The organism is Flavobacterium sp. N3904 (assembly GCF_025947305.1).
In the GTDB taxonomy this organism is placed as follows: domain Bacteria; phylum Bacteroidota; class Bacteroidia; order Flavobacteriales; family Flavobacteriaceae; genus Flavobacterium.
The window spans coordinates 1,385,279-1,405,530 of record NZ_CP110009.1 but is presented as its reverse complement, the minus strand read 5'-3'; the positions used below and the strand labels follow the sequence as shown (position 1 = coordinate 1,405,530).

19 protein-coding genes are annotated in these 20,252 nt (G+C 34.4%); 8 read left to right on the top strand and 11 right to left on the bottom strand.

Features of this window, described 5'->3' with window-relative positions:
* Positions 1–22 precede the first annotated feature (22 nt).
* The 6 genes from OLM57_RS05745 to OLM57_RS05720 all read right to left on the bottom strand — a co-directional run bounded on the left by OLM57_RS05745 (position 23) and on the right by OLM57_RS05720 (position 6,275).
* Positions 23–1,291 carry an MFS transporter gene (locus tag OLM57_RS05745; protein WP_264566282.1) on the bottom strand — a complete coding sequence of 423 codons (1,269 nt, stop codon included), beginning with the start codon at positions 1,289–1,291 and terminating at the stop codon, positions 23–25.
* 12 nt (positions 1,292–1,303) lie between these two features.
* The gene (gene recJ, locus OLM57_RS05740; protein ID WP_264566281.1) at positions 1,304–2,992 is read right to left on the bottom strand and encodes a single-stranded-DNA-specific exonuclease RecJ; all 1,689 of its coding nucleotides are present in this window, start codon (positions 2,990–2,992) and stop codon (positions 1,304–1,306) included.
* A 135-nt stretch (positions 2,993–3,127) separates the two neighbouring features.
* Positions 3,128–3,472, bottom strand: a complete 345-nt coding sequence (locus tag OLM57_RS05735) for a HopJ type III effector protein (RefSeq protein WP_264566280.1) — start codon at positions 3,470–3,472, stop codon at positions 3,128–3,130.
* A gap of 15 nt (positions 3,473–3,487) precedes the next feature.
* The gene (locus OLM57_RS05730; protein ID WP_264566279.1) at positions 3,488–4,540 is read right to left on the bottom strand and encodes a flavin monoamine oxidase family protein; all 1,053 of its coding nucleotides are present in this window, start codon (positions 4,538–4,540) and stop codon (positions 3,488–3,490) included.
* Between the two features lie 6 nt (positions 4,541–4,546).
* The gene (rsmI, locus tag OLM57_RS05725; protein WP_264566278.1) at positions 4,547–5,257 is read right to left on the bottom strand and encodes a 16S rRNA (cytidine(1402)-2'-O)-methyltransferase; all 711 of its coding nucleotides are present in this window, start codon (positions 5,255–5,257) and stop codon (positions 4,547–4,549) included.
* Between the two features lie 52 nt (positions 5,258–5,309).
* Complete coding sequence (locus tag OLM57_RS05720) at positions 5,310–6,275, bottom strand: hypothetical protein (RefSeq protein ID WP_264566277.1); 966 nt, start codon at positions 6,273–6,275, stop codon at positions 5,310–5,312.
* A gap of 239 nt (positions 6,276–6,514) precedes the next feature.
* On the opposite strand from OLM57_RS05720, the gene OLM57_RS05715 reads away from it, so the two are divergent.
* The 5 genes from OLM57_RS05715 (at position 6,515) to OLM57_RS05695 (ending at position 12,190) form a co-directional block, all read left to right on the top strand.
* Entirely contained in the window at positions 6,515–7,141 is a 627-nt protein-coding gene (locus OLM57_RS05715) for a thymidine kinase (protein WP_264566276.1), read from the top strand.
* Positions 7,138–9,585, top strand: coding sequence for a bifunctional UDP-N-acetylmuramoyl-tripeptide:D-alanyl-D-alanine ligase/alanine racemase (locus tag OLM57_RS05710; protein ID WP_264566275.1), 2,448 nt, complete (start codon positions 7,138–7,140; stop codon positions 9,583–9,585). The genes OLM57_RS05715 and OLM57_RS05710 overlap by 4 nt, the downstream gene beginning before the upstream one ends.
* 64 nt (positions 9,586–9,649) lie before the next feature.
* Positions 9,650–10,078, top strand: a complete 429-nt coding sequence (mscL, locus tag OLM57_RS05705) for a large-conductance mechanosensitive channel protein MscL (RefSeq protein WP_264566274.1) — start codon at positions 9,650–9,652, stop codon at positions 10,076–10,078.
* Between the two features lie 168 nt (positions 10,079–10,246).
* Complete coding sequence (locus OLM57_RS05700) at positions 10,247–11,236, top strand: aspartate-semialdehyde dehydrogenase (RefSeq protein ID WP_264566273.1); 990 nt, start codon at positions 10,247–10,249, stop codon at positions 11,234–11,236.
* A gap of 603 nt (positions 11,237–11,839) precedes the next feature.
* On the top strand, positions 11,840–12,190 hold the full coding sequence (locus OLM57_RS05695) for a hypothetical protein (RefSeq protein WP_264566272.1): 351 nt from the start codon (positions 11,840–11,842) through the stop codon (positions 12,188–12,190).
* A gap of 120 nt (positions 12,191–12,310) precedes the next feature.
* Here the strand turns inward: OLM57_RS05695 and OLM57_RS05690 are convergent, their stop codons facing one another.
* The 5 genes from OLM57_RS05690 to OLM57_RS05670 all read right to left on the bottom strand — a co-directional run bounded on the left by OLM57_RS05690 (position 12,311) and on the right by OLM57_RS05670 (position 17,573).
* Positions 12,311–12,442, bottom strand: a complete 132-nt coding sequence (locus OLM57_RS05690; protein ID WP_264566271.1) for a hypothetical protein — start codon at positions 12,440–12,442, stop codon at positions 12,311–12,313.
* 1,034 nt (positions 12,443–13,476) lie between these two features.
* Positions 13,477–15,375 carry an amidophosphoribosyltransferase gene (locus OLM57_RS05685; RefSeq protein WP_264566270.1) on the bottom strand — a complete coding sequence of 633 codons (1,899 nt, stop codon included), beginning with the start codon at positions 15,373–15,375 and terminating at the stop codon, positions 13,477–13,479.
* Between the two features lie 140 nt (positions 15,376–15,515).
* Positions 15,516–16,439 (bottom strand): PfkB family carbohydrate kinase, encoded by a 924-nt coding sequence (locus OLM57_RS05680; RefSeq protein WP_264566269.1) that lies wholly within the window; start codon positions 16,437–16,439, stop codon positions 15,516–15,518.
* 75 nt (positions 16,440–16,514) lie between these two features.
* Positions 16,515–16,994 carry a ribonuclease HI gene (rnhA, locus tag OLM57_RS05675; RefSeq protein ID WP_264566268.1) on the bottom strand — a complete coding sequence of 160 codons (480 nt, stop codon included), beginning with the start codon at positions 16,992–16,994 and terminating at the stop codon, positions 16,515–16,517.
* A gap of 9 nt (positions 16,995–17,003) precedes the next feature.
* A complete protein-coding gene (locus OLM57_RS05670; RefSeq protein ID WP_264566267.1) occupies positions 17,004–17,573 on the bottom strand; it encodes a phosphoribosylglycinamide formyltransferase in 570 nt (189 codons plus the stop codon).
* Positions 17,574–17,751: 178 nt separating this feature from the next.
* Between OLM57_RS05670 and OLM57_RS05665 the strand changes: the two genes are divergently transcribed.
* The 3 genes from OLM57_RS05665 to OLM57_RS05655 all read left to right on the top strand — a co-directional run bounded on the left by OLM57_RS05665 (position 17,752) and on the right by OLM57_RS05655 (position 20,168).
* Positions 17,752–17,988: an acyl carrier protein gene (locus tag OLM57_RS05665; protein WP_007137004.1), complete on the top strand. Its 237-nt coding sequence runs from the start codon at positions 17,752–17,754 to the stop codon at positions 17,986–17,988.
* Between the two features lie 180 nt (positions 17,989–18,168).
* Complete coding sequence (fabF, locus tag OLM57_RS05660) at positions 18,169–19,428, top strand: beta-ketoacyl-ACP synthase II (RefSeq protein WP_264566266.1); 1,260 nt, start codon at positions 18,169–18,171, stop codon at positions 19,426–19,428.
* Positions 19,428–20,168, top strand: coding sequence for a ribonuclease III family protein (locus OLM57_RS05655; protein ID WP_264566265.1), 741 nt, complete (start codon positions 19,428–19,430; stop codon positions 20,166–20,168). The genes fabF and OLM57_RS05655 overlap by 1 nt, the downstream gene beginning before the upstream one ends.
* The last annotated feature ends 84 nt before the right edge of the window (positions 20,169–20,252 follow it).

The window sequence follows — 20,252 nt, the reverse complement described above, 5'->3', positions numbered from 1 at the left end:
GAATAAAGTGAGCAGAAAATAGTTATTCCATATTTTGATGATCTTCCAAATCTTTTTGGAGGTCTAATTTTCTGAATTCTGGAGAAATAAATCCGGTTAGGACTACAATAATTAGTGTCATGCTGCCGCCAAATACAACTGCAGTAACAGTCCCCATTAATTTTGCGGTCAATCCACTTTCAAATGCGCCTAACTCATTGGAAGAACCAACAAATATTGAATTTACAGAGGCTACTCGACCTCGCATGTGATCAGGAGTTTTAATTTGCAAAATGGTTTGACGGATAACCATCGATACACCATCAACAACTCCGCTGAAGAATAGCGCCAAAAGTGAAATCCAAAAGATTGTTGAAAGACCGAAAATAATAATACAAACACCAAAAAGGAAAATAGCAGTTAGTAATTTCATTCCTGCATTTTTGTTCACGGGAACATAAGCTGTAAAAAACATGGTCAAAATAGCACCAACAGCCGGAGCAGCTCTCAAGAAACCAAATCCCTCTGGACCTACTTTTAAAATATCCAAGGCGAAAATGGGTAATAATGCAACGGCTCCACCAAATAAAACAGCTGCCATATCCAATGTCAAAGCACTCAAAATGGTTTTGTTGTTATAGACAAATTTGATTCCTTCTTTCAAACTGTCCATAATGGGTTCTCCGATTTTTGGATTCAAAATAGGTTTTTTATCAATTTGAGTTAGAAGAAGTGAAGCAAATACGGAACATCCAAGAACCATACTCAAAGACCAATGAACTCCAATTAGATGAATAGAGAAACCCGCAACTGCAGGTCCCACAACAGAACCTACTTGCCAAACTGAACTACTCCAAGTAGCAGCATTCGAATATACTTTTTTTGGAACGATTAATGCCAAAAGAGAAAAAACAGTCGGGCCTAAAAAGGAGCGGACAATTCCGCCTAAAAACACCAAGAAGTAAATGGTGTATAATATAATTGTGGTAGATAATCCTGTATTTACTAATGGCCAAGTGATTAAAAATAATCCTAAACTGATAACCGAGAAACCCAAAATGCATTTTAATAAAAGTCCTTTTTTTTCGTTTTGATCCACAAAGTGACCCGCAAATAATGAAACCGCAATGGCGGGAATAATCTCCATTAAACCAATAATACCAAGAGACAAAGCACTTTTTGTGATTCTATAAACTTCCCATTCGATAATGATGAATTGCATTGACCAGGCAAAAACCATGGCAAAACGAATAAGCAAAAAGGTATTGAATTCTTTAAATCGTAGTGCTGCGTAGGGGTCATTTTTTTTCATAAGTAAATGCTATTATTTAATGTCTTTTAATCGTAATTGGATGCTCACTTTGTCGTTCCACTCATTTTCATCGATGCAATATACGGCTTCAAATTCTTTTTGATTGCCCGTTAGTTCTTTTTTATTTCCTAATCCAAAGCCAATAGCAGTAAAGCCTTCGGAGTTGTTTTGTTTTACAAACAGTTTTAAATGTTCATCCTCAGAGCCTAGCGTTTTTGCATAACCGGTATCTTTTATTTTTTTGCTTAAAAAAACGGGAGTCATATTTAATGGGCCAAAAGGTTCAAATTGCTTTAAAATCCGAATTAATTTTGGAGTGATATCTTCAAAATTAATTTCGGCATCAATAGCTATTTCTGGAGTTAACTGATCGGGATGTATCGTTTCCTGCACTGTTTTTTCAAAAGCATTTTTAAAGTTTTGATAGTTCTCTGCGGCCAATGTCATTCCGGCGGCATACATGTGTCCGCCAAATTGCTCCAAATGTTCGGAACAGGCTTCGAGTGCGTTGTACACATCAAATCCTTTTACCGATCGCGCCGAAGCGGCATATTTATCGCCACTTTTTGTAAAAACCAATGTGGGACGATAATAGGTTTCGATCAATCGGGAAGCCACAATCCCAATAACTCCTTTGTGCCAATCTTCTTGAAAAACAACCGACGTAAAGTTTTTTTCTTCCTGATTTTTGGTTATTTGTAAAAGCGCTTCTTTGGTGATTTGTTTGTCTAAATCTTTTCGGTCAGAATTATATTGTTCTATTTCTGAGGCAAATTGTTGTGCTTGCTCAAAATCAAATTCAGTCAATAATTCGACGGCATGGTTACCATGTTTGATTCTTCCAGCAGCATTTATTCGAGGGGCAATGATAAAAACAACATCGGTAATGTCGAGTGTTTTCTTTTTTATTTGATGTATTAGAGCCTTAATACCCGGCCTTGGTTCGGCATTAATAACCTGCAATCCAAAATAGGCCAGAACTCTATTTTCTCCTGTCATTGGAACGATGTCGGCAGCGATAGCGGTGGCTACCAAATCCAAATATAATACTAAATCTTCGATGGTTTGGTCTCGGTTTGTTCCTAATGCCTGAATGAGTTTAAAGCCGATGGCACAACCGCACAATTCATCATAAGGATAGGTACAATCTTCCCGTTTTGGGTCTAGAACCGCTATGGCTTCTGGTAAAAATTCCCCAGGTCTGTGGTGATCACAAATGATGAAATCAATGTTTCGCTCTTTCGCATATGCGATATGATCGATAGATTTGATACCACAATCTAGTGCTATGATAAGTGAAAAACCGTTGTCATCGGCAAAATCAATTCCTGCGTAGGAGATGCCGTAGCCTTCGGCATAGCGATCCGGAATATAAGTGGCAACATTCGGGTAATAAGTTTTTAAGTAAGAAGAAACTAGGGATACCGCAGTAGTTCCATCAACATCATAATCACCAAATATGAGAATATTTTCCTGATTGGCAATAGCTTTTTCGATGCGTTCAACGGCTTTATCCATATCCTTCATTAAATAAGGATCATGTAAATCATCTAAACTTGGTCTGAAAAAAAGTTTGGCCTGTTCAAAAGTTTCAATACCTCTTTGTATTAATAAAACAGCGACAAATTCTTCTACATTCAAAGCTTGAGCTAGGTGTTTTATTTTTTCTTCGGTAGGTTTTGGCTTAAGTTTCCAACGCATTTTTATGGAGGTTTTAGTTTCTGATTTTTTATATTGATCAATTAAACATAATTGTAAGTTAGTCGTTAATGACAAAAAAACTTGCAAATTACATTTGACCAATAAAAATAAATAAATATTTTATATGAAATAAAATTATTTCAAATCTAAAGCATTTCCTTCAAAATGAATTCCATCCCAACCTGTTTTCATGAAGTTGCGAATATTTTGATGATTGGTTCCGTTGGGATCTCCTAAAACTTCTTCAAAATAATAGGCTCCAAAACAAGCTAATGTTTCTGCAGCAGATAGTTTTTGTAATTGTGCAAAAGCAAATAATTTACAAGAACCTGAGTTTTCTCCAGCAGCATTGTGTTGTTCGCCGTTTTGAAAGGCTGTTGGTATAAAAGTGTAGTTTTCTTCTATTGTTGCAATAGTTTCTGTAAATGAGATAGATTCGGGTGCTTGTTTTAATTTTTCTAAAAATGTAGATATAGACATGTTGACGAATTTATATTAAAATTGGGAGGCAATGGTTTGAGCAGCGTTTACTGCTCCATCCATATAGCCTGGACTTTGTGTGGCTGTTTCTGAACCTGAAATGTATAATTTATCCTCAAAGAATTTATTTTTATACATTACATGTCCATTGTTTTGATGCGCCATTATTAATTGTTCATAGGGAAGAAAGGCGAGGGGCTCCTCTCTCCAAACTTTCTCATAGTAGGCAGTATAATTATTCGCTTCCACACCAAAAAAGGCAATGAGTTGCTGAATTACTTTTTCTTTTCTTTCTTCTTTCGAAAGGGTGTTTGTCCCGCCATTCAAGAACCCTTTTAATGCAAATTTTGTGTGATCTGCACTACTGTGATCGTACATTTCTTGAATGATGCTAGCTTGACTGAATAAGGTTCCCGAAAAATTATTTTCTTTCCAAAAGGCTGTTGGATACTCTACTGCAAATTTAATGGATTCTCCCATCCAAGTGTGTGTTTTCTTGGCTAATTGCAATAAGGAATCAGGTAAATTGGGTTCAAATACTATAGTTTTTACTAGCAAATGAGGGGGTAAGGTAGATATCACTTTATCGGCCAAATAGGTTTCACCTTTTTCAGTTGTAATTTCGATTTGGTTATTTAGTAATTTTAAAGCAATCACTTTTGAGTTGTTTTTTAGGTTATCCAAACCAATTTTAGCAATCAAAGTGTTTATTAGTTTCGCAGTCCCGCCCTCTATTCGATAGGAAGCTGCCTCTGATTCTGGAATTTCAAATTTTTGAGGAGGCACAAAAGACATCGTTTCAAAAAGTGAAATCCCACTAGTATGTTGTTTAAAATAAGATAACTCGAGTTCGTTTAATAAAGCCAAAAGAGAGGGGTGTTGTTGACTGAACCAAGTAGCTCCCATTTCTATAGTTACACCGGAATGTCCTGAAATAGTCTCGATTCTTCCTCCAATTCTAGAATTTGCTTCTAATAATTGACATTGAATTCCTTTTTTTTGAAGCAAATAGGCAATAGTCAGGCCAGTAAGTCCAGCGCCAAGAATATAAGTTTTAGGTTGAGGCATGATTTATTAGTCTTTCGAAAATTTACTTTTCTTGGCTTCTTTTACGATTGGTTTTCCTGCTACTACGACCACGATTTCACCGCGTGGAGCCGTCTTTTCAAAATGGGTAAGGACTTCACGAGTCGTACCCCTTACGTTTTCTTCGTGGAGTTTTGATAATTCTCTGCACACGCAAATGGTACGGTCTTCGCCAAAATAGGTAATAAATTCGGCTAAAGTTTTGACTAATTTATGTGGAGAAACGTAGAGAATCATCGTACGGGTTTCTTCGGCAAGTTCCAGATATCGGGTTTGTCTTCCTTTTTTTTCCGGAAGGAAACCTTCAAAAACAAACTTGTCATTGGGCAATCCGCTGTTGACAAGAGCTGGTACAAAAGCCGTTGCACCTGGCAAACATTCTACCGTTATTCCGTTTTCGATGCAGGCACGCGTCAACAAAAAACCAGGGTCTGAAATGGCTGGAGTTCCCGCATCCGATATTAAAGCTATGGTTTCGCCTGCTTTCAATCTGGAGATTAAATTCTCGATTGTTTTGTGTTCGTTATGCATGTGATGGCTGTACATGTGAGTGCCAATCTCAAAATGTTTCAGTAATTTTCCGCTGGTTCTGGTATCTTCGGCTAGAATCAGATCCACTTCTTTCAGAATCCGTATGGCGCGAAAAGTCATGTCTTCGAGGTTTCCGATAGGAGTAGGGACAATATATAATTTTGACATGTTTGAGTTTAAAAATAGAATTGAATGTAAAAAATAGTGTTTGAAAAGAGTATTAAAAAGACAAAAATTTCTTTTCTATAATTTCCATAAAACGATGTTCATAATCTTCTTTTCCTTCCCAATTATTGTAATCGGGTTTTACCAATTCGTCAATAAAGTTTTTGGTGTCCTGAAAAGTATCATAGGTGATTAATTGATTCAACACCCGATTGTAATCTTCATTATTTCCTCCAAAAAGATGTTTTACAAAAGCAATTCGATCATTTAATCCAATAGTAATTCCTTTTGTTAATTTATCATTTAAAGTAATGGTTTTTGGCTCTTCTTTTTCTAAAGTTTCGAGTTGAGCATTTGAAACTGCTTCTTTTTGAAAATCAAAAGGCAAAGGAGATTCAATGGTATTTTTTTCTATGTTTTTTTCTAAAGGTGTTGCTTTTACAAAATGCGGTTCTGCATAATTACCACCCAAAAGGTCTTCAAAAGAAATTTGCACCGCTTCTGTTTTCTTTGGTGTGTCCGTTTTTATTGTTTCAATTTCTTCAACAATTGGACTGATTGTAATTTCATCAGGTATAATCGCAATTTCTTCTTTAGGTTCTTCAATAACATCTTCAATTTCAGGCAACTCGGCAATTGGGCTTAATTCAGTTTCATTGGATTCGGAAGAATCATTTATTACGGTTTCAAGTATTTCTTCTGTATTTGTTTTTTCAACATCTTCAGGTACAATTGATTCTACTTCAGGAGTATTTAGACTGACGGCTTCACTATTTATAGCTTTTACTTGCAGTTCAGGAACCTTAATGCTTTCAAAAAACTCTTTCATTTTCTCTACCACTTCGGCTTGACCAATAGTGGGCTTAGGATCGCCAAAATGCTCCTCAACAAATCGCAAAACAGCCAGTTTTTCATACAATTTTTGCGTTTCTAAAAATAGTTGATTAACATCAGATTTATTTTTTAACTGTAATATTCTATGAGCAATGCTGATTAAATCGGCTTCTAATTTTTTTTTCATAACTTTTGAAATTATTAGGAGTAAGGCTTTTTTTTAATTTTGGTTACTTGTGATTGTATAAAGACAATAATCTATTAAACGGGAAGGATTTTATTTGTCGAAATAAATCCTCGTGAATCCTCGATTTGATAAAAATTATCTACTTTTGAAACGAGGTAAAAATTTACATTTACCCAATCGATTTATTACTGTTACAAAGTAATAAAAACTATTCATTTTTTAAGGCAGAAAAATACAAAATGTTTCTCGAAAATACAGTAAATCATAAAGAACAATTTGGTTGGATTGAAGTCATTTGCGGATCCATGTTTTCGGGTAAAACAGAAGAGCTTATTCGTAGATTAAAACGAGCTCAGTTTGCCAAACAAAAAGTGGAAATTTTCAAACCCGCCATTGATACCCGTTATCATGACGAAATGGTTGTTTCCCATGACAGCAACGAAATTCGTTCTACTCCCGTTCCTGCAGCTGCCAATATTGCTATTTTGGCGCAAGGCTGTGATGTGGTTGGGATTGACGAAGCACAGTTTTTTGATGATGAGATCGTAACCATTTGTAATGATCTTGCCAATCAGGGAATTCGAGTGATTGTTGCTGGTCTGGACATGGATTTTAAAGGCAATCCTTTTGGTCCTATGCCGGCACTTATGGCCACTGCAGAATATGTTACCAAAGTGCATGCTGTATGTACCCGAACAGGAAATTTGGCCAATTATAGTTTTCGTAAAACAGATAATGATAAACTCGTAATGCTAGGTGAAACCGAAGAATACGAGCCATTGAGCCGTGCAGCCTATTATCATGCAATGCGAAAAGAGGACAAAAACAGCGAGAGTCACAAACCCAATAATAAAGATCAAAATTGAATTTAAATATTCTAAATATTGAAAGTATCCTAAATTCGAAATGGAATGGAAATCCAACAGGAGAAATTATCGATACTATTTCTATCGACAGCCGGTCTTTGCAAAACAATGAAAAAACACTCTTTTTTGCATTAACAGGAAACAATAATGACGCTCATATTTATATCAAGGATTTAATTACCAAAGGCGTTCGTAATTTTGTAGTAACACATATTCCCAAGGAGCTTGAAGGAAAAGCTAATTTTTTGGTTGTCCAAAATACTTTAGAGGCTTTACAACAAATCGCAGCACATTACCGAAGTCTTTTTTCATTTCCGATTATTGGAGTGACAGGAAGCAACGGTAAAACAATCGTAAAGGAATGGCTCAACTTTCTTTTGAGTCCCGATTATAATATTATTCGAAGTCCTAAAAGTTATAATTCTCAGGTTGGTGTTCCATTATCGGTTTTGGCAATTAATGAACAACATAACCTTGGTATTTTTGAAGCCGGAATTTCGACTGTTTCAGAAATGGAGAAACTGCAAAAAATCATTCAGCCAACAATTGGGATTTTAACCAATATAGGTTCAGCACATGATGAGGGTTTTACCAGTCAGGAAGAAAAAATAAAAGAAAAAATGCTGCTTTTCAAAGATTCGAAAGTAGTTATTTATCAAAAGAATAGTAGCGTAGAACAATTTATTTTTCCAAAAACAAAAGCTATTTCCTGGTCTTTTACAGATATGACAGCTGCCGTTTTTGTCTCTAAAAAAGAACAAACACATGACAATACAATTATTGAGTACTGTTATAATGGAAGTATTTCAACTTTGCAAATTCCTTTTGTAGACGATGCTTCGGTTGAAAATGTGATTTCTTGTCTTTCGGTTTTGCTGTATTTGGAATATGATGCAAAAGCGATTCAAAACCGAATCGAATTGTTGTATCCAATAGAAATGCGTTTGAAAGTAAAAAAAGGAATCAACAATTGCAGTTTGATTGATGATAGTTATAGTTCCGATTTTCAATCTTTAAAAATTGCATTTGATTTTCTCGAAAGCCAAAAACAACATCAGAAAAAAACGGTGGTCCTTTCGGATATTTTTCAAAGCGGATTGTCCAATGAAGTATTGTATTCTAAGGTGTCCGAGCTCATTGTTTCGAATAACATTAGCCGTTTTATCGGAATTGGCGAAACGATTTCAACTTTAAAAACAAAGCTTCACCATGCTGTTTTTTATAAAGACACCAATGAATTTTTATTGCATGTGGAGGAATTGAATTTTGAAAATGAAACCATTCTAATCAAAGGCGCAAGGTCTTTTCAATTTGAAGAAATTGTGGCCGCACTAGCAGAGAAAACACACGAAACGGTTCTTGAAATCAACTTAAATGCAATAAGCCATAATTTTAATTTCTTTAAATCAAAACTGAAACCGACCACCAAAATGATGGCGATGGTAAAAGCGTTTGGTTATGGAAGCGGTGGATTTGAAATCGCAAAATTATTGGAACATCACAAGGTAGATTATTTGGGAGTGGCTTTTGCCGATGAAGGAATCTCGTTGAAAACCGCCGGTATAAAATTGCCTATTATGGTTTTGAATCCCGAAAACACGAGCTTTTCGGCAATCATCCAGCATCAACTGGAACCTGAAATTTATAGTTTAAAAGGACTGAATGCATTCCTTAAAATCGCTGAACAAAAGAATCTAAAAGATTTTCCTATTCATATAAAGTTAGATACTGGGATGCATCGTCTAGGTTTTGAGACGAATACCATTGATGATTTGATTACCACTTTAAAAGGGAGCCAAACCGTCAAAGTAAAGAGTATTCTGTCTCATATGGCAACAAGTGATGATTTGCAACACAAAGACTTTGCTGAATACCAGATTAATTTATTCGAAAAATTATCGTCTCAATTGATGGACGAATTAGGAATTAGTCCCATTCGTCATATTTTGAATACTTCCGGAATCAGTAATTTTCCCCAAGCACAATATGATATGGTTCGTTTGGGAATAGGACTTTATGGAGTTTCCAATGATCCGGAAGAACAAAAATATCTTGAAAATGTTGGGACTTTAAAATCCATTATTTCCCAAATCAGAACGATTCAAACTGGCGAAAGTGTAGGTTACGGCAGACGATTTATAGCGAATAAAGAATCCAGAATTGCCACAATTCCTATTGGCTACGCCGATGGAATTGCCAGAAGTTGGGGGAATGGAGTTGGTTTTGTAACGATAAAAAATAAAAAAGCACCGATCCTTGGCAGTGTTTGTATGGACATGCTCATGGTTGATGTCAGTGAGATTGATTGCAAAGAAGGGGATTCTGTGGTAATTTTTGGTGAAAGCCCAACGGTAACTTTTATGGCAGAACAATTGAAGACGATTCCATATGAAATCCTGACGAGCATTTCGCAGCGTGTAAAACGTGTTTTTTATAGAGAATGATAGTATTTTGTTTTTAAAAATTAAGTATATTCGTTATTATTAATCGAATCAAAACCAATACGATATGGGATTTATAAGTGATTTTAAGGCCTTTTTGATGAAAGGGGAAATAGTAAATTTGGCAACAGCCGTAATTGTGGGAGGCGCTTTTGGAAAAATTGTGACTTCTTTTACCAATGACGTTTTGATGCCACCAATTGGATTGCTATTAGGAAAAGTAGATTTTAAAAATCTAAAAATTGTTCTTCAGGATGGGGTTCCGGCTGTTATGGAAAATGGAGCAGAAAAAGCTCCGGCAATTGCAGAAGTAGCTTTGAATTATGGTGCATTTATTCAGACCGTTTTTGATTTTGTAATCATTGGTTTTTGTATTTTTATGGTATTAAAAGCCTATGAAAAAACCAAAAAACAAGAAGTTGTCGTTGAAGCTCCACCTGCAGGACCCACTCAGGAAGAATTGCTTACTCAAATTAGAGATTTATTAAAAAAATAATACCGCTTTACACTATATATTCTAACCAAACCACTCTATAAATGGGTGGTTTTTTTGTTTTGTTTGATTTGTAACAATTTGTTATTTTTTGTGAAGAAGCTTGTTATGTTTTGAATATTGCATACTTTTGTACTTCAAAATTAAATTTACAATTATAAAATATATACGATGAGAATAGCAGTAGTTGGAGCTACCGGAATGGTTGGCGAAATAATGTTGAAAGTATTAGCAGAAAGAAATTTTCCTGTAACCGAATTAATTCCTGTTGCTTCTGAGAAATCAGTGGGAAAAGAGATTGAATTTCAAGGAAAAAAATACAAAGTTGTAGGGATGCAAACAGCCGTTGATTTAAAAGCGGATATTGCATTATTCTCAGCCGGTGGAGGAACATCATTGGAATGGGCCCCAAAATTTGCTGCTGCAGGAACCACCGTTATTGATAATTCTTCGGCCTGGAGAATGGATCCAACCAAAAAATTAGTGGTTCCAGAAATCAACGCTGGTGAATTGACCAAAGACGATAAAATCATTGCCAATCCAAACTGTTCAACGATTCAAATGGTATTGGCTTTGGCTCCACTGCACAAAAAATACAACATCAAACGTGTGATTGTTTCGACTTATCAATCCATTACTGGAACAGGTGTGAAAGCGGTTCAACAATTTGAAAACGAAGTTGCCGGCATCGAAGGGGAAATGGTTTACAAATATAAAATCAACAGAAACTGCATTCCGCAATGCGATAGTTTTGAAGACAACGGATACACCAAAGAAGAGATGAAATTGGTTAACGAAACCAAAAAAATATTAAGTGATGATTCGATCAAAGTAACGGCAACTGCTGTTCGTGTGCCAGTTGTTGGTGGACATAGTGAAGCGGTGAATATTGAATTTGCCAATGATTTTGATGTAAACGAAGTTAGAAACATCTTGCACCATACAGATGGTATCGTGGTACAGGATAATTTAGACACGTTCACTTACCCAATGCCTCGTTATGCAGAAGGAAAAAATGAAGTTTTTGTTGGTAGAATTCGTCGTGACGAGAGCCAAGACAACACATTAAATATGTGGATTGTAGCTGACAATTTAAGAAAAGGAGCAGCGACCAACACCATTCAAATAGCTGAATACTTAATAGCTGCAAAATTGGTTTAAACCATTTTTAGACATTTAATAAATTAAGAAAACTATAACTTTAATCGGTTGTAGTTTAAGGTTTAATAGTCAAAAAAGGTTGGTAAAAAAGCTGTAGTGCATTGTAAAATATGATGTTTCCAGAAGTTTATTGAAATTCGTTTCAATAAACTTTTTTTATTTATGAAAAACTCAAAAAAAAACATCGTCCAACTTGCAAAAGCCATCAAACTATTAAATGGGGAATAAAGAAAAAATAAACAGCGATTTAAGTGTAAAAATTGTGGTCAATTATTCATCTCTAGTAATAAATCAGTTTCGGATTCTAATAAAGAAACCTGGTTTAAGAATTGGATAATTGGCAAAGATACTTTTGATAAAATATCACTTGAATCTGGATACAGTAAAAGTACATTACAGCGTTATTTTTCTAAAATGTTACGCAAAGCAACAGTTCTAGAGTTCAATTCTACTTATGAAATTTATTTAGTCCTGGATTGAACCTATTTCCCAAATCATATTTGCTTAGTAGTTTATAGAAGTTTTCATTTAAAGTTGACATAATTTTATCGAATAACTGATGGAGAGCATTTCGAGGAGATTGCAGAAGACTTACAGAATTTATTGAATCTAGGAATTAAAATAAAAAGTATCACTTCAGATGGTGATAAATCCTCAATAAAAGCCATCAAGAAAATTTGTCCCAAAGTGCCTTTTCAAAGATGTTTGGTACGTATATCAAGGATGTGCAGAATATGGCTTACACAGAATCTTAAACACAAATCTGGCTTTGAACTCAAACAAATAGCAGTCAAAATTCATCATATTAATTCTGAATACAAACGTCAATTATGGCTTATGGAACTCATTCGATGGGAAGAAGAGTATAGCGATTTTATTAATCAAAAATCATACAATATTGAAACTGGGAGATATTGGGATACTCATAAAATGGTAGAAGATCATTTGGCGTAATTAAAAAAAGCATTACCAAATATGTTTCTTTATTTAAAAGATGATAAAATACCAAACTCAACAAACTCTTTAGAATCATTTTTTAGACCTTTAAAAGGTAATCTAAATGTTCACAGAGGATTAAGCTTTGACAATAGAAAGAATTTTTTGAAATGGTATTTGTATTATAAAAATCAAATCAACAAGTAGGTTTTCTTTAGCCATTGAGTAGCCAAAAAATGCATAAAAAAGGGCAGATTGAACTGCTCTCATTTTTCGTATGTAAATCAAATTTATTGCTAGTTGGTTGCTACTCAGCAGAGCCAATGTCCTCTTCAATTTGATATGGTAAGTTAGTTAATTCAAAATAAAAAATTATCAACCATTTTTGACCATATTACCTTTTACCCTTTTTTGTTCTCTTACTTATTTTCTTTTTTTGAGACTATCTTCAATAAAAAAGGTGAAATTTTACTTTCACCCTTTTTGCCCCAAATCTACCATAAACTTAACCTACTAAAATCATGGTGGTCAAATGTACACCGATATATATGATTATAAAAAATTATTCGATGAATGTTCTATAAAATCGTTTAAAAGCTATTTTTCTGATTATCAGTATTTTAAAATCATTAAATGAATCAATTGCATATTTTTTTTGAAAATTCCTTGACTTTATTCCAATAAAAAAGGTGAAATTTTACTTTCACCCTTTTTGCCCCAAATCTACCATAAACTTAACCTACTAAAATCATGGTGGTCAAATGTACACCGATATATATGATTATAAAAAATTATTCGATGAATGCTCTATAAAGTCGTTAAAAAACTATTTTGCTGATTATCAAGTTTTTTCATTGTCTAAATAACTTGAATTAAATAAAAAAAGTGATTCATTAAATTCTTCGAGTTTATTCCAATAAAAAAGGCGGAATTTTACTTCCACCCTTTTTGCCCCAAATCTACCATAAACTTAACCTACTAAAATCATGGTAGTCAAATGTACGCTGATATATATGATTATAAAAAATTATTCGATGAATGCTCGATAAAGTCGTTAAAGAGCTATTTTTCTCATTATCAATATTTTAAAATCACTAAAATGATCAATATTGCGTTTTTTTTATCAAATTCCTTGACTTTATTCCAATAAAAAAGGTGAAATTTTACTTTCACCCTTTTTGCCCCAAATCTACCATAAACTTAACCTACTAAAATCATGGTGGTCAAATGTACGCCGATATATAAGATTAATAAAATATATTCGATAAAGTACCTATAAATTCGTTTATCGGTTAGTCAATTGATTAATATGCCCTAGCATCTTTTCCTTCGTAAAAATTCATAAAAGCACGATTTACAACACGGTTTCCGCCAGGCGTAGGGTAATCTCCTGTAAAATACCAATCTCCTAAATTTTTTGGGCACGCAATATGCAAATCTTCAACGGTTTGGAAAATAATTTTCACCTCTGCATTAATTTCTGGAGAACTTAACAATTCGGCTATTTTATTGGAAACCTCTTGAGGTGTAAACGGTTCGTATATTGCAGTGACATAATTTACGACATCATTATCGTGATAATTTTCTTGCGCTTTGCACTTAGCATACACCTCATCTACAATATGGTATAAATTTCGCTCTTTCAGCAACTCCAATGCAGCTTTAAAAGCTACTAACCCTTCCAGTTTTGCCATGTCGATTCCATAACAATCGGGGAAACGAATTTGTGGTGCTGAAGATACAATGACAATTCTTTTTGGTTTCAAACGATCCATCATTTTGATAATGCTCATTTTGAGAGTTGTTCCCCTTACGATACTATCATCAATTATGACAAGATTATCTGTTGGTTTAATAACCCCGTAAGTAACATCATAAACGTGAGCCACTAGATCGTCTCTACTACTATCTTCGGTAATAAAAGTTCTTAATTTTGCGTCTTTTATCGCTACTTTTTCAGTTCTGATTTTAACAGAAAGTAGTTTCTCCAATGTATCTTCATTCAAAAGATCCCTATTTTGGAGAATGTAATTTTTCTTTCTTTGATTTAAAAAATCCTGTGCTGCTTCTACCAATCCATAAAAAGAGGTTTCTGCTGTATTTGGAATATATGAAAAAACGGTGTTGTCTGTATCAAAATCAATAGATTCCAAAACACTTGGCAAAATAAGTTTCCCTAAATTTTTTCTTTCTTGATAGATTTCGGCATCACTTCCTCTGGAGAAATAAATACGTTCAAATGAACATGCCTTTTTTATTGTTGGAGTAAGAATCTCTTTCATAGAAACATCTCCATTTTTCTTGATAATCAAAGCACTTCCTGGATCAATTTCCTGAACTTTTTCAAAAGGGACATTAAAAACAGTTTGAATTACTGGTCTTTCTGAAGCTACAACTACTATCTCATCATCCTGATAATAATAAGCGGGACGAATTCCGGCTGGATCTCTAAAAACAAATGCATCACCATGCCCCAAAAGACCTGCCATAGCATATCCCCCATCCAAATTTTTGGAAGAACGCGTTAAAATTTTGGCAATATCCAATCGTTCTGCAATAACTGGTGAGGCTTCTCTTTTTGACAATCCCATCAATTTACAATCTTGATACAGTTGCATTACTTCTTTGTCAAGAAAGTGACCGATTTTTTCCATTACGGTAACTGTATCTGCCATTTCTTTAGGATGCTGTCCTAATTCAACTAGATTTTGAAAAAGTTCTTTAACATTGGTCATGTTGAAATTTCCTGCTAAAATAAGATTTCGATGCATCCAGTTGCTCTGACGTAAAAAAGGATGAACACTTTCGATACTATTCTTGCCAAAAGTTCCATAACGAACATGTCCTAAATACAATTCTCCTATATAAGGAATGTTAGCTTTCAATTTTGGAACATCATCCGCGTATTCTGGATGAGCAACCATTTCTTCGTTTATTCGATCGTTTATTTGTTTAAAAACATCCTGAATAGGTTGAGCATGATTGGATCGCACACGACTTATGTATCTTTCACCAGGTTCTACATCCATTTTGATACTTGCAAAACCAGCTCCATCTTGACCGCGGTTGTGCTGCTTCTCCATCATCAAATACATTTTTTGTATGCCGTAGAAAGCTGTTCCGTACTTTTCTTTATAAAATTCAAGAGGCTTAAGAAGTCTGACTAAAGCTATCCCACATTCATGTTTTAAAGCGTCGCTCATTGTTTTATTGTTTGTAGTTATTGGTATTTATGGTGTCTGTATAATTATTATCGAGTTCAAATTCGATGCAAATTCGTACTCTTTCTTATAAATATTGACTGTATTAATTAAAAAAAGCCTCATATTGAGGCTTAAGAACACTATAATTCTATATCAAACTGGGTCAGCGATTTGAATTGTTTCAACCTCTCGACCACTTCTTTTTTATCTAAATCAATCATTCGTTCTGTTCCAAATTTCTCAACGCTGAAAGAAGCCAAATTCGAACCATAAATTACTGCTTTTTTCATATTATCAAAAGAAACATTTTCACTTTGAGTAATAAATCCAGAAAAACCGCCGGCAAAAGTATCTCCAGCACCTGTTGGATCAAACACTTCTTCTAATGGCAGTGCTGGTGCAAAGAAAATATCTTCTCCATGAAACAATAATGCTCCATGTTCCCCTTTTTTGATTACCACATATTTTGGTCCCATTGTGTGAATCTTTGCCGCAGCTTTTACCAAAGAATATTCTCCGGAAAGTTGACGCGCCTCTTCATCATTGATTGTAATTACATCTACTCTTTTGATGATTTCCAAAAGTTCAGGCAAGGCACAATCCATCCAAAAATTCATCGTGTCAAGAACTACTAATTTTGGTGTAGTTTCCATTTGATCCAAAACACTACTTTGCACTAGTGGATGTAGATTTCCTAACATCACTATTTCGGCATTTTTGTAGTCTTGAGGAACTTTTGGCTGAAAATCGGCCAAAACATTCAGTTCTGTCACCAAAGTATCTCTTGAATTCAAATCATTATGATATAAACCACTCCAAAAGAATGTTTTTCCTCCTTTGACAATTTCAATGCCAGAAATATCAATATTTCTTGCTGTTAATAAATCCAGATATTCTTGAGGGAAATCATCGCCAACTACAGAGACTATAGCTGATTTAACATTAAAAAAAGAAGCTGAGATTCCAATATAAGTGGCGGCTCCACCCAAAATTTTGTCTGTTTTTCCAAAAGGAGTTTCAATTGCGTCGAAAGCTACTGTTCCAACAATCAATAATTTATTCATTATATGAGTTTCGAATTAAGGCGCAAAGATAGTCCATAAGTTGCAATATTGCAAAGGTTGGTTCTCTCAAAGTTTTCACAAAAGTTTGCCTTCGGTTTTTTCATAAAAAGCATCTACAGAAAGTTGTTGTTGCATCGATGCCATTACGGCCAATTCGTCACATCTTTCGTTTTGAGGATGATTATTATGTCCTTTTATCCATTTGAAATCTACCTTGTGTTTTTTATAAACAATTAGAAAACGCTTCCATAAATCAGGATTTTTCTTTCCTGCAAAACCTTTTTTTTCCCATCCAAACACCCATTTTTTCAACACAGAATCAACAACATATTTAGAATCTGATATTACCAATACCGATGTGTTTTCATTTTTTAGTTTTTCTAAACCCACAATGACCCCCAACAATTCCATCCTATTATTGGTTGTATATCTAAAACCCTCATAGAATTCTTTTTTATAAGGCTTGCCAACCCATTCCATAACAACTCCATAACCGCCATTTCCTGGATTGCCTTTGGCGGCTCCGTCTGTATATATATGTACGTCGTATTCCAAAGTTTGATTTTAGAGATTAGAAGTTAAAAGTCTTTCAATGACCACTGGAAAATATTGTTGTTCCAGCGCATGAATTTTTTCAGCAACTGATTCCGCCGTGTCGGTTTCGGAGAGAAGAACGTTTTGTTGAAATATAATATTCCCTTCATCATAATTTTCATTTACATAATGAATACTAATTCCGGTTTCCTTTTCCTTTTTTTCAACCACGGCTTTATGAATATGCAAACCGTACATCCCTTTTCCTCCAAATTTCGGTAACAGTGCTGGATGGATGTTTATGATTTGATTTGGATAGGCATCAATCAAATTTTGAGGAAATTTTAATAAAAAACCAGCCAAGACAATCAAATCAGGTTGAAAATCTTTAACTTTTTGTAGCGTTATTCCTGAATATAATTCGTCTTTTGAAAAAATAACTGTTGGAACTGCTAATTTTTTTGCTTTCTCCAGAACGGTTGCCTTCGAATTATTTGTGAAAATCGCTACCACTGTTCCAGTAGATCTATTGCCAAAATATTTTACAATATTTTCAGCGTTAGTCCCCGATCCAGAAGCAAATATCAGTATTCTTTTCATAATTCGTTTTTTTAAATTTATGCAAAAAAAGGAATAAAAAACGAAAATAAATAGGAATAAGAAATCTTTGTTGAAATATATTTTATAAATTAGTACTCACATTTATTAACTAAATAGTTGTTTTAAAATAAAGTTGTTTTATTTTTGCCAACAAATTAAATTCTAAAATTAAAAGATTATGTCAGACATTGCATCAAGAGTAAAAGCGATTATCGTAGACAAATTAGGTGTTGACGAAAACGAAGTTGTAACAGAAGCAAGCTTCACTAATGATTTGGGAGCTGACTCATTAGACACTGTTGAGCTTATTATGGAATTCGAAAAAGAATTTGACATTCAAATTCCAGACGATCAAGCAGAAAACATCGCTACTGTAGGTCAAGCTATCTCTTACATCGAGGAAGCTAAAAAATAATAAATACACACCCGTTTGCACACTATTGTAAACGGGTGTTATTATTTTTTTAAATTAAATTTACGATTGAAATTCAATCAAATTATATTTATATTATAATACCCATGACTCTTTTACATTACTTTTAAAGTATAAAAAGCATGGGCTTTATTTGTTTAAAGATAACAAAACAAAAACGTTATGGTTTTACGAAGAGTTGTTGTAACAGGCTTAGGTGCTCTTACTCCCATTGGAAATAATATTCAAGAATATTGGAATGGTCTTATCAACGGAATCAGCGGTGCAGCGCCAATAACCTATTTTGATGCTTCAAAATTTAGAACTCACTTTGCTTGTGAATTAAAGAACTTCAATGTTGAAGAATTCATTGACAGAAAAGAAGCTCGTAAAATGGATCGTTATGCACAATATGCAATGGTTTCGTCTGAAGAAGCGATGAAAGACGCCAATTTTAATTTAGAAACTATTGATAAAGATCGTGCTGGAGTAATTTGGGGATCAGGAATTGGAGGATTAGAAACTTTTCAAATAGAAGTACTTAATTTTGCTGCTGGTGATGGAACTCCAAAATTCAATCCTTTCTTCATTCCGAAAATGATATCAGATATTGCTTGCGGGCACATTTCTATTAAATATGGTTTTAGAGGACCAAATTTTGCAACTGTATCCGCTTGTGCGTCTTCAACAAATGCTATTATTGATGCTTTCAATTATATTCGTTTAGGTCATGCAGATATTATGGTTACTGGAGGTTCCGAAGCGGCTGTAACAATTGCCGGTATGGGAGGTTTTAATGCCATGCATGCTTTATCAACCAGAAATGATGATCCAAAAACAGCTTCAAGACCAATGGACAAAGACAGAGATGGATTTGTTTTGGGTGAAGGTGCAGGAGCTTTAATTCTGGAAGAATACGAACATGCTGTAGCCCGAGGTGCTAAAATATATTGTGAAATTGGCGGTGGTGGAATGTCTGCGGATGCTTACCATATAACGGCTCCACATCCTGAAGGATTAGGCGCCAAAAATGTAATGTTGAACTGCTTGCGAGATTCAGGCTTACAACCTACAGATGTTGATGGTGTAAATATGCACGGTACATCTACTCCGTTAGGAGATTTAGCAGAATCTAAAGCTATTGAACATGTATTTGGTGAACATGCTTATACGATGAATTTAAATTCGACAAAATCAATGACCGGACACTTATTAGGTGCTGCGGGTGCTATCGAAACCATTTCTTCTATATTATCGCTGACACACGGTATTGTCCCTCCTACAATTAATCATTTTACAGATGATGAGAACATTGATTCTAAATTGAATTTTACTTTTAATGTCGCTCAGAAAAGAGAGATGAATGTAGTGATGAGCAATACATTTGGTTTTGGTGGCCATAATGCATGTGTATTGGTTAAAAAAATTGATTTCAAAGCTTAATGCGTTTTATAAAAAAAATATTCTCAAGATCCCGTTCTCTAGAAGACGGGATTTTTTTTGATATAATTCAACCTATTCTTGGATTTAATCCAATAACTTTGGATTTTTATAGGAAAGCTTTTACGCATCGTTCCTCCAATAGACTGGATCTAAAAGGAAATCCAATTAATTATGAGCGTCTTGAATTTCTGGGAGATGCTATGCTGAGCGCTGTAATTGCTGGATACTTATTTAATGAAGCTCCTCTTGGAGACGAAGGATATCTGACCAAAATGCGATCCAAAATTGTAAGTAGAGAACATTTAAATGAATTAGGAAAAGATTTAAATCTTATAAAATTTATTGAAAGTAAAGTCCCTGTTCATCATTTTGGTGAAAATATACACGGCAATATCTTCGAGTCATTAGTTGGAGCCATTTATCTTGACAGAGGATACGAATATTGCGAAAAATTTATCCAGAAAAGAGTAATAATTCCTTATGTAGATATTGCTCGACTTGAAGGCAAGGTTATCAGCTATAAAAGTCTGGTAATAGAATGGTGTCAAAAAGAAAAAAGACTTTTTCACTATGACATTTTTGAAGACAATGCTATCGATGGTCAACGCTTATTTGGGGTTAAGCTTAGTATTGATGATAAAGTTATTGCCAAAGCCAGAGCAACTTCAAAAAAGAAAGCAGAAGAGAAAGCATCGCAAAGAGCCTATTTTGCATTTCAAGAGAAAATTGACAGAAAATAACTATTCTATTATCAAAACTACATCGTTTTCGTTAATAAAATATCAAAATCATAGCTATCTGAAGCCTCTTTGCTTCGATAGAAA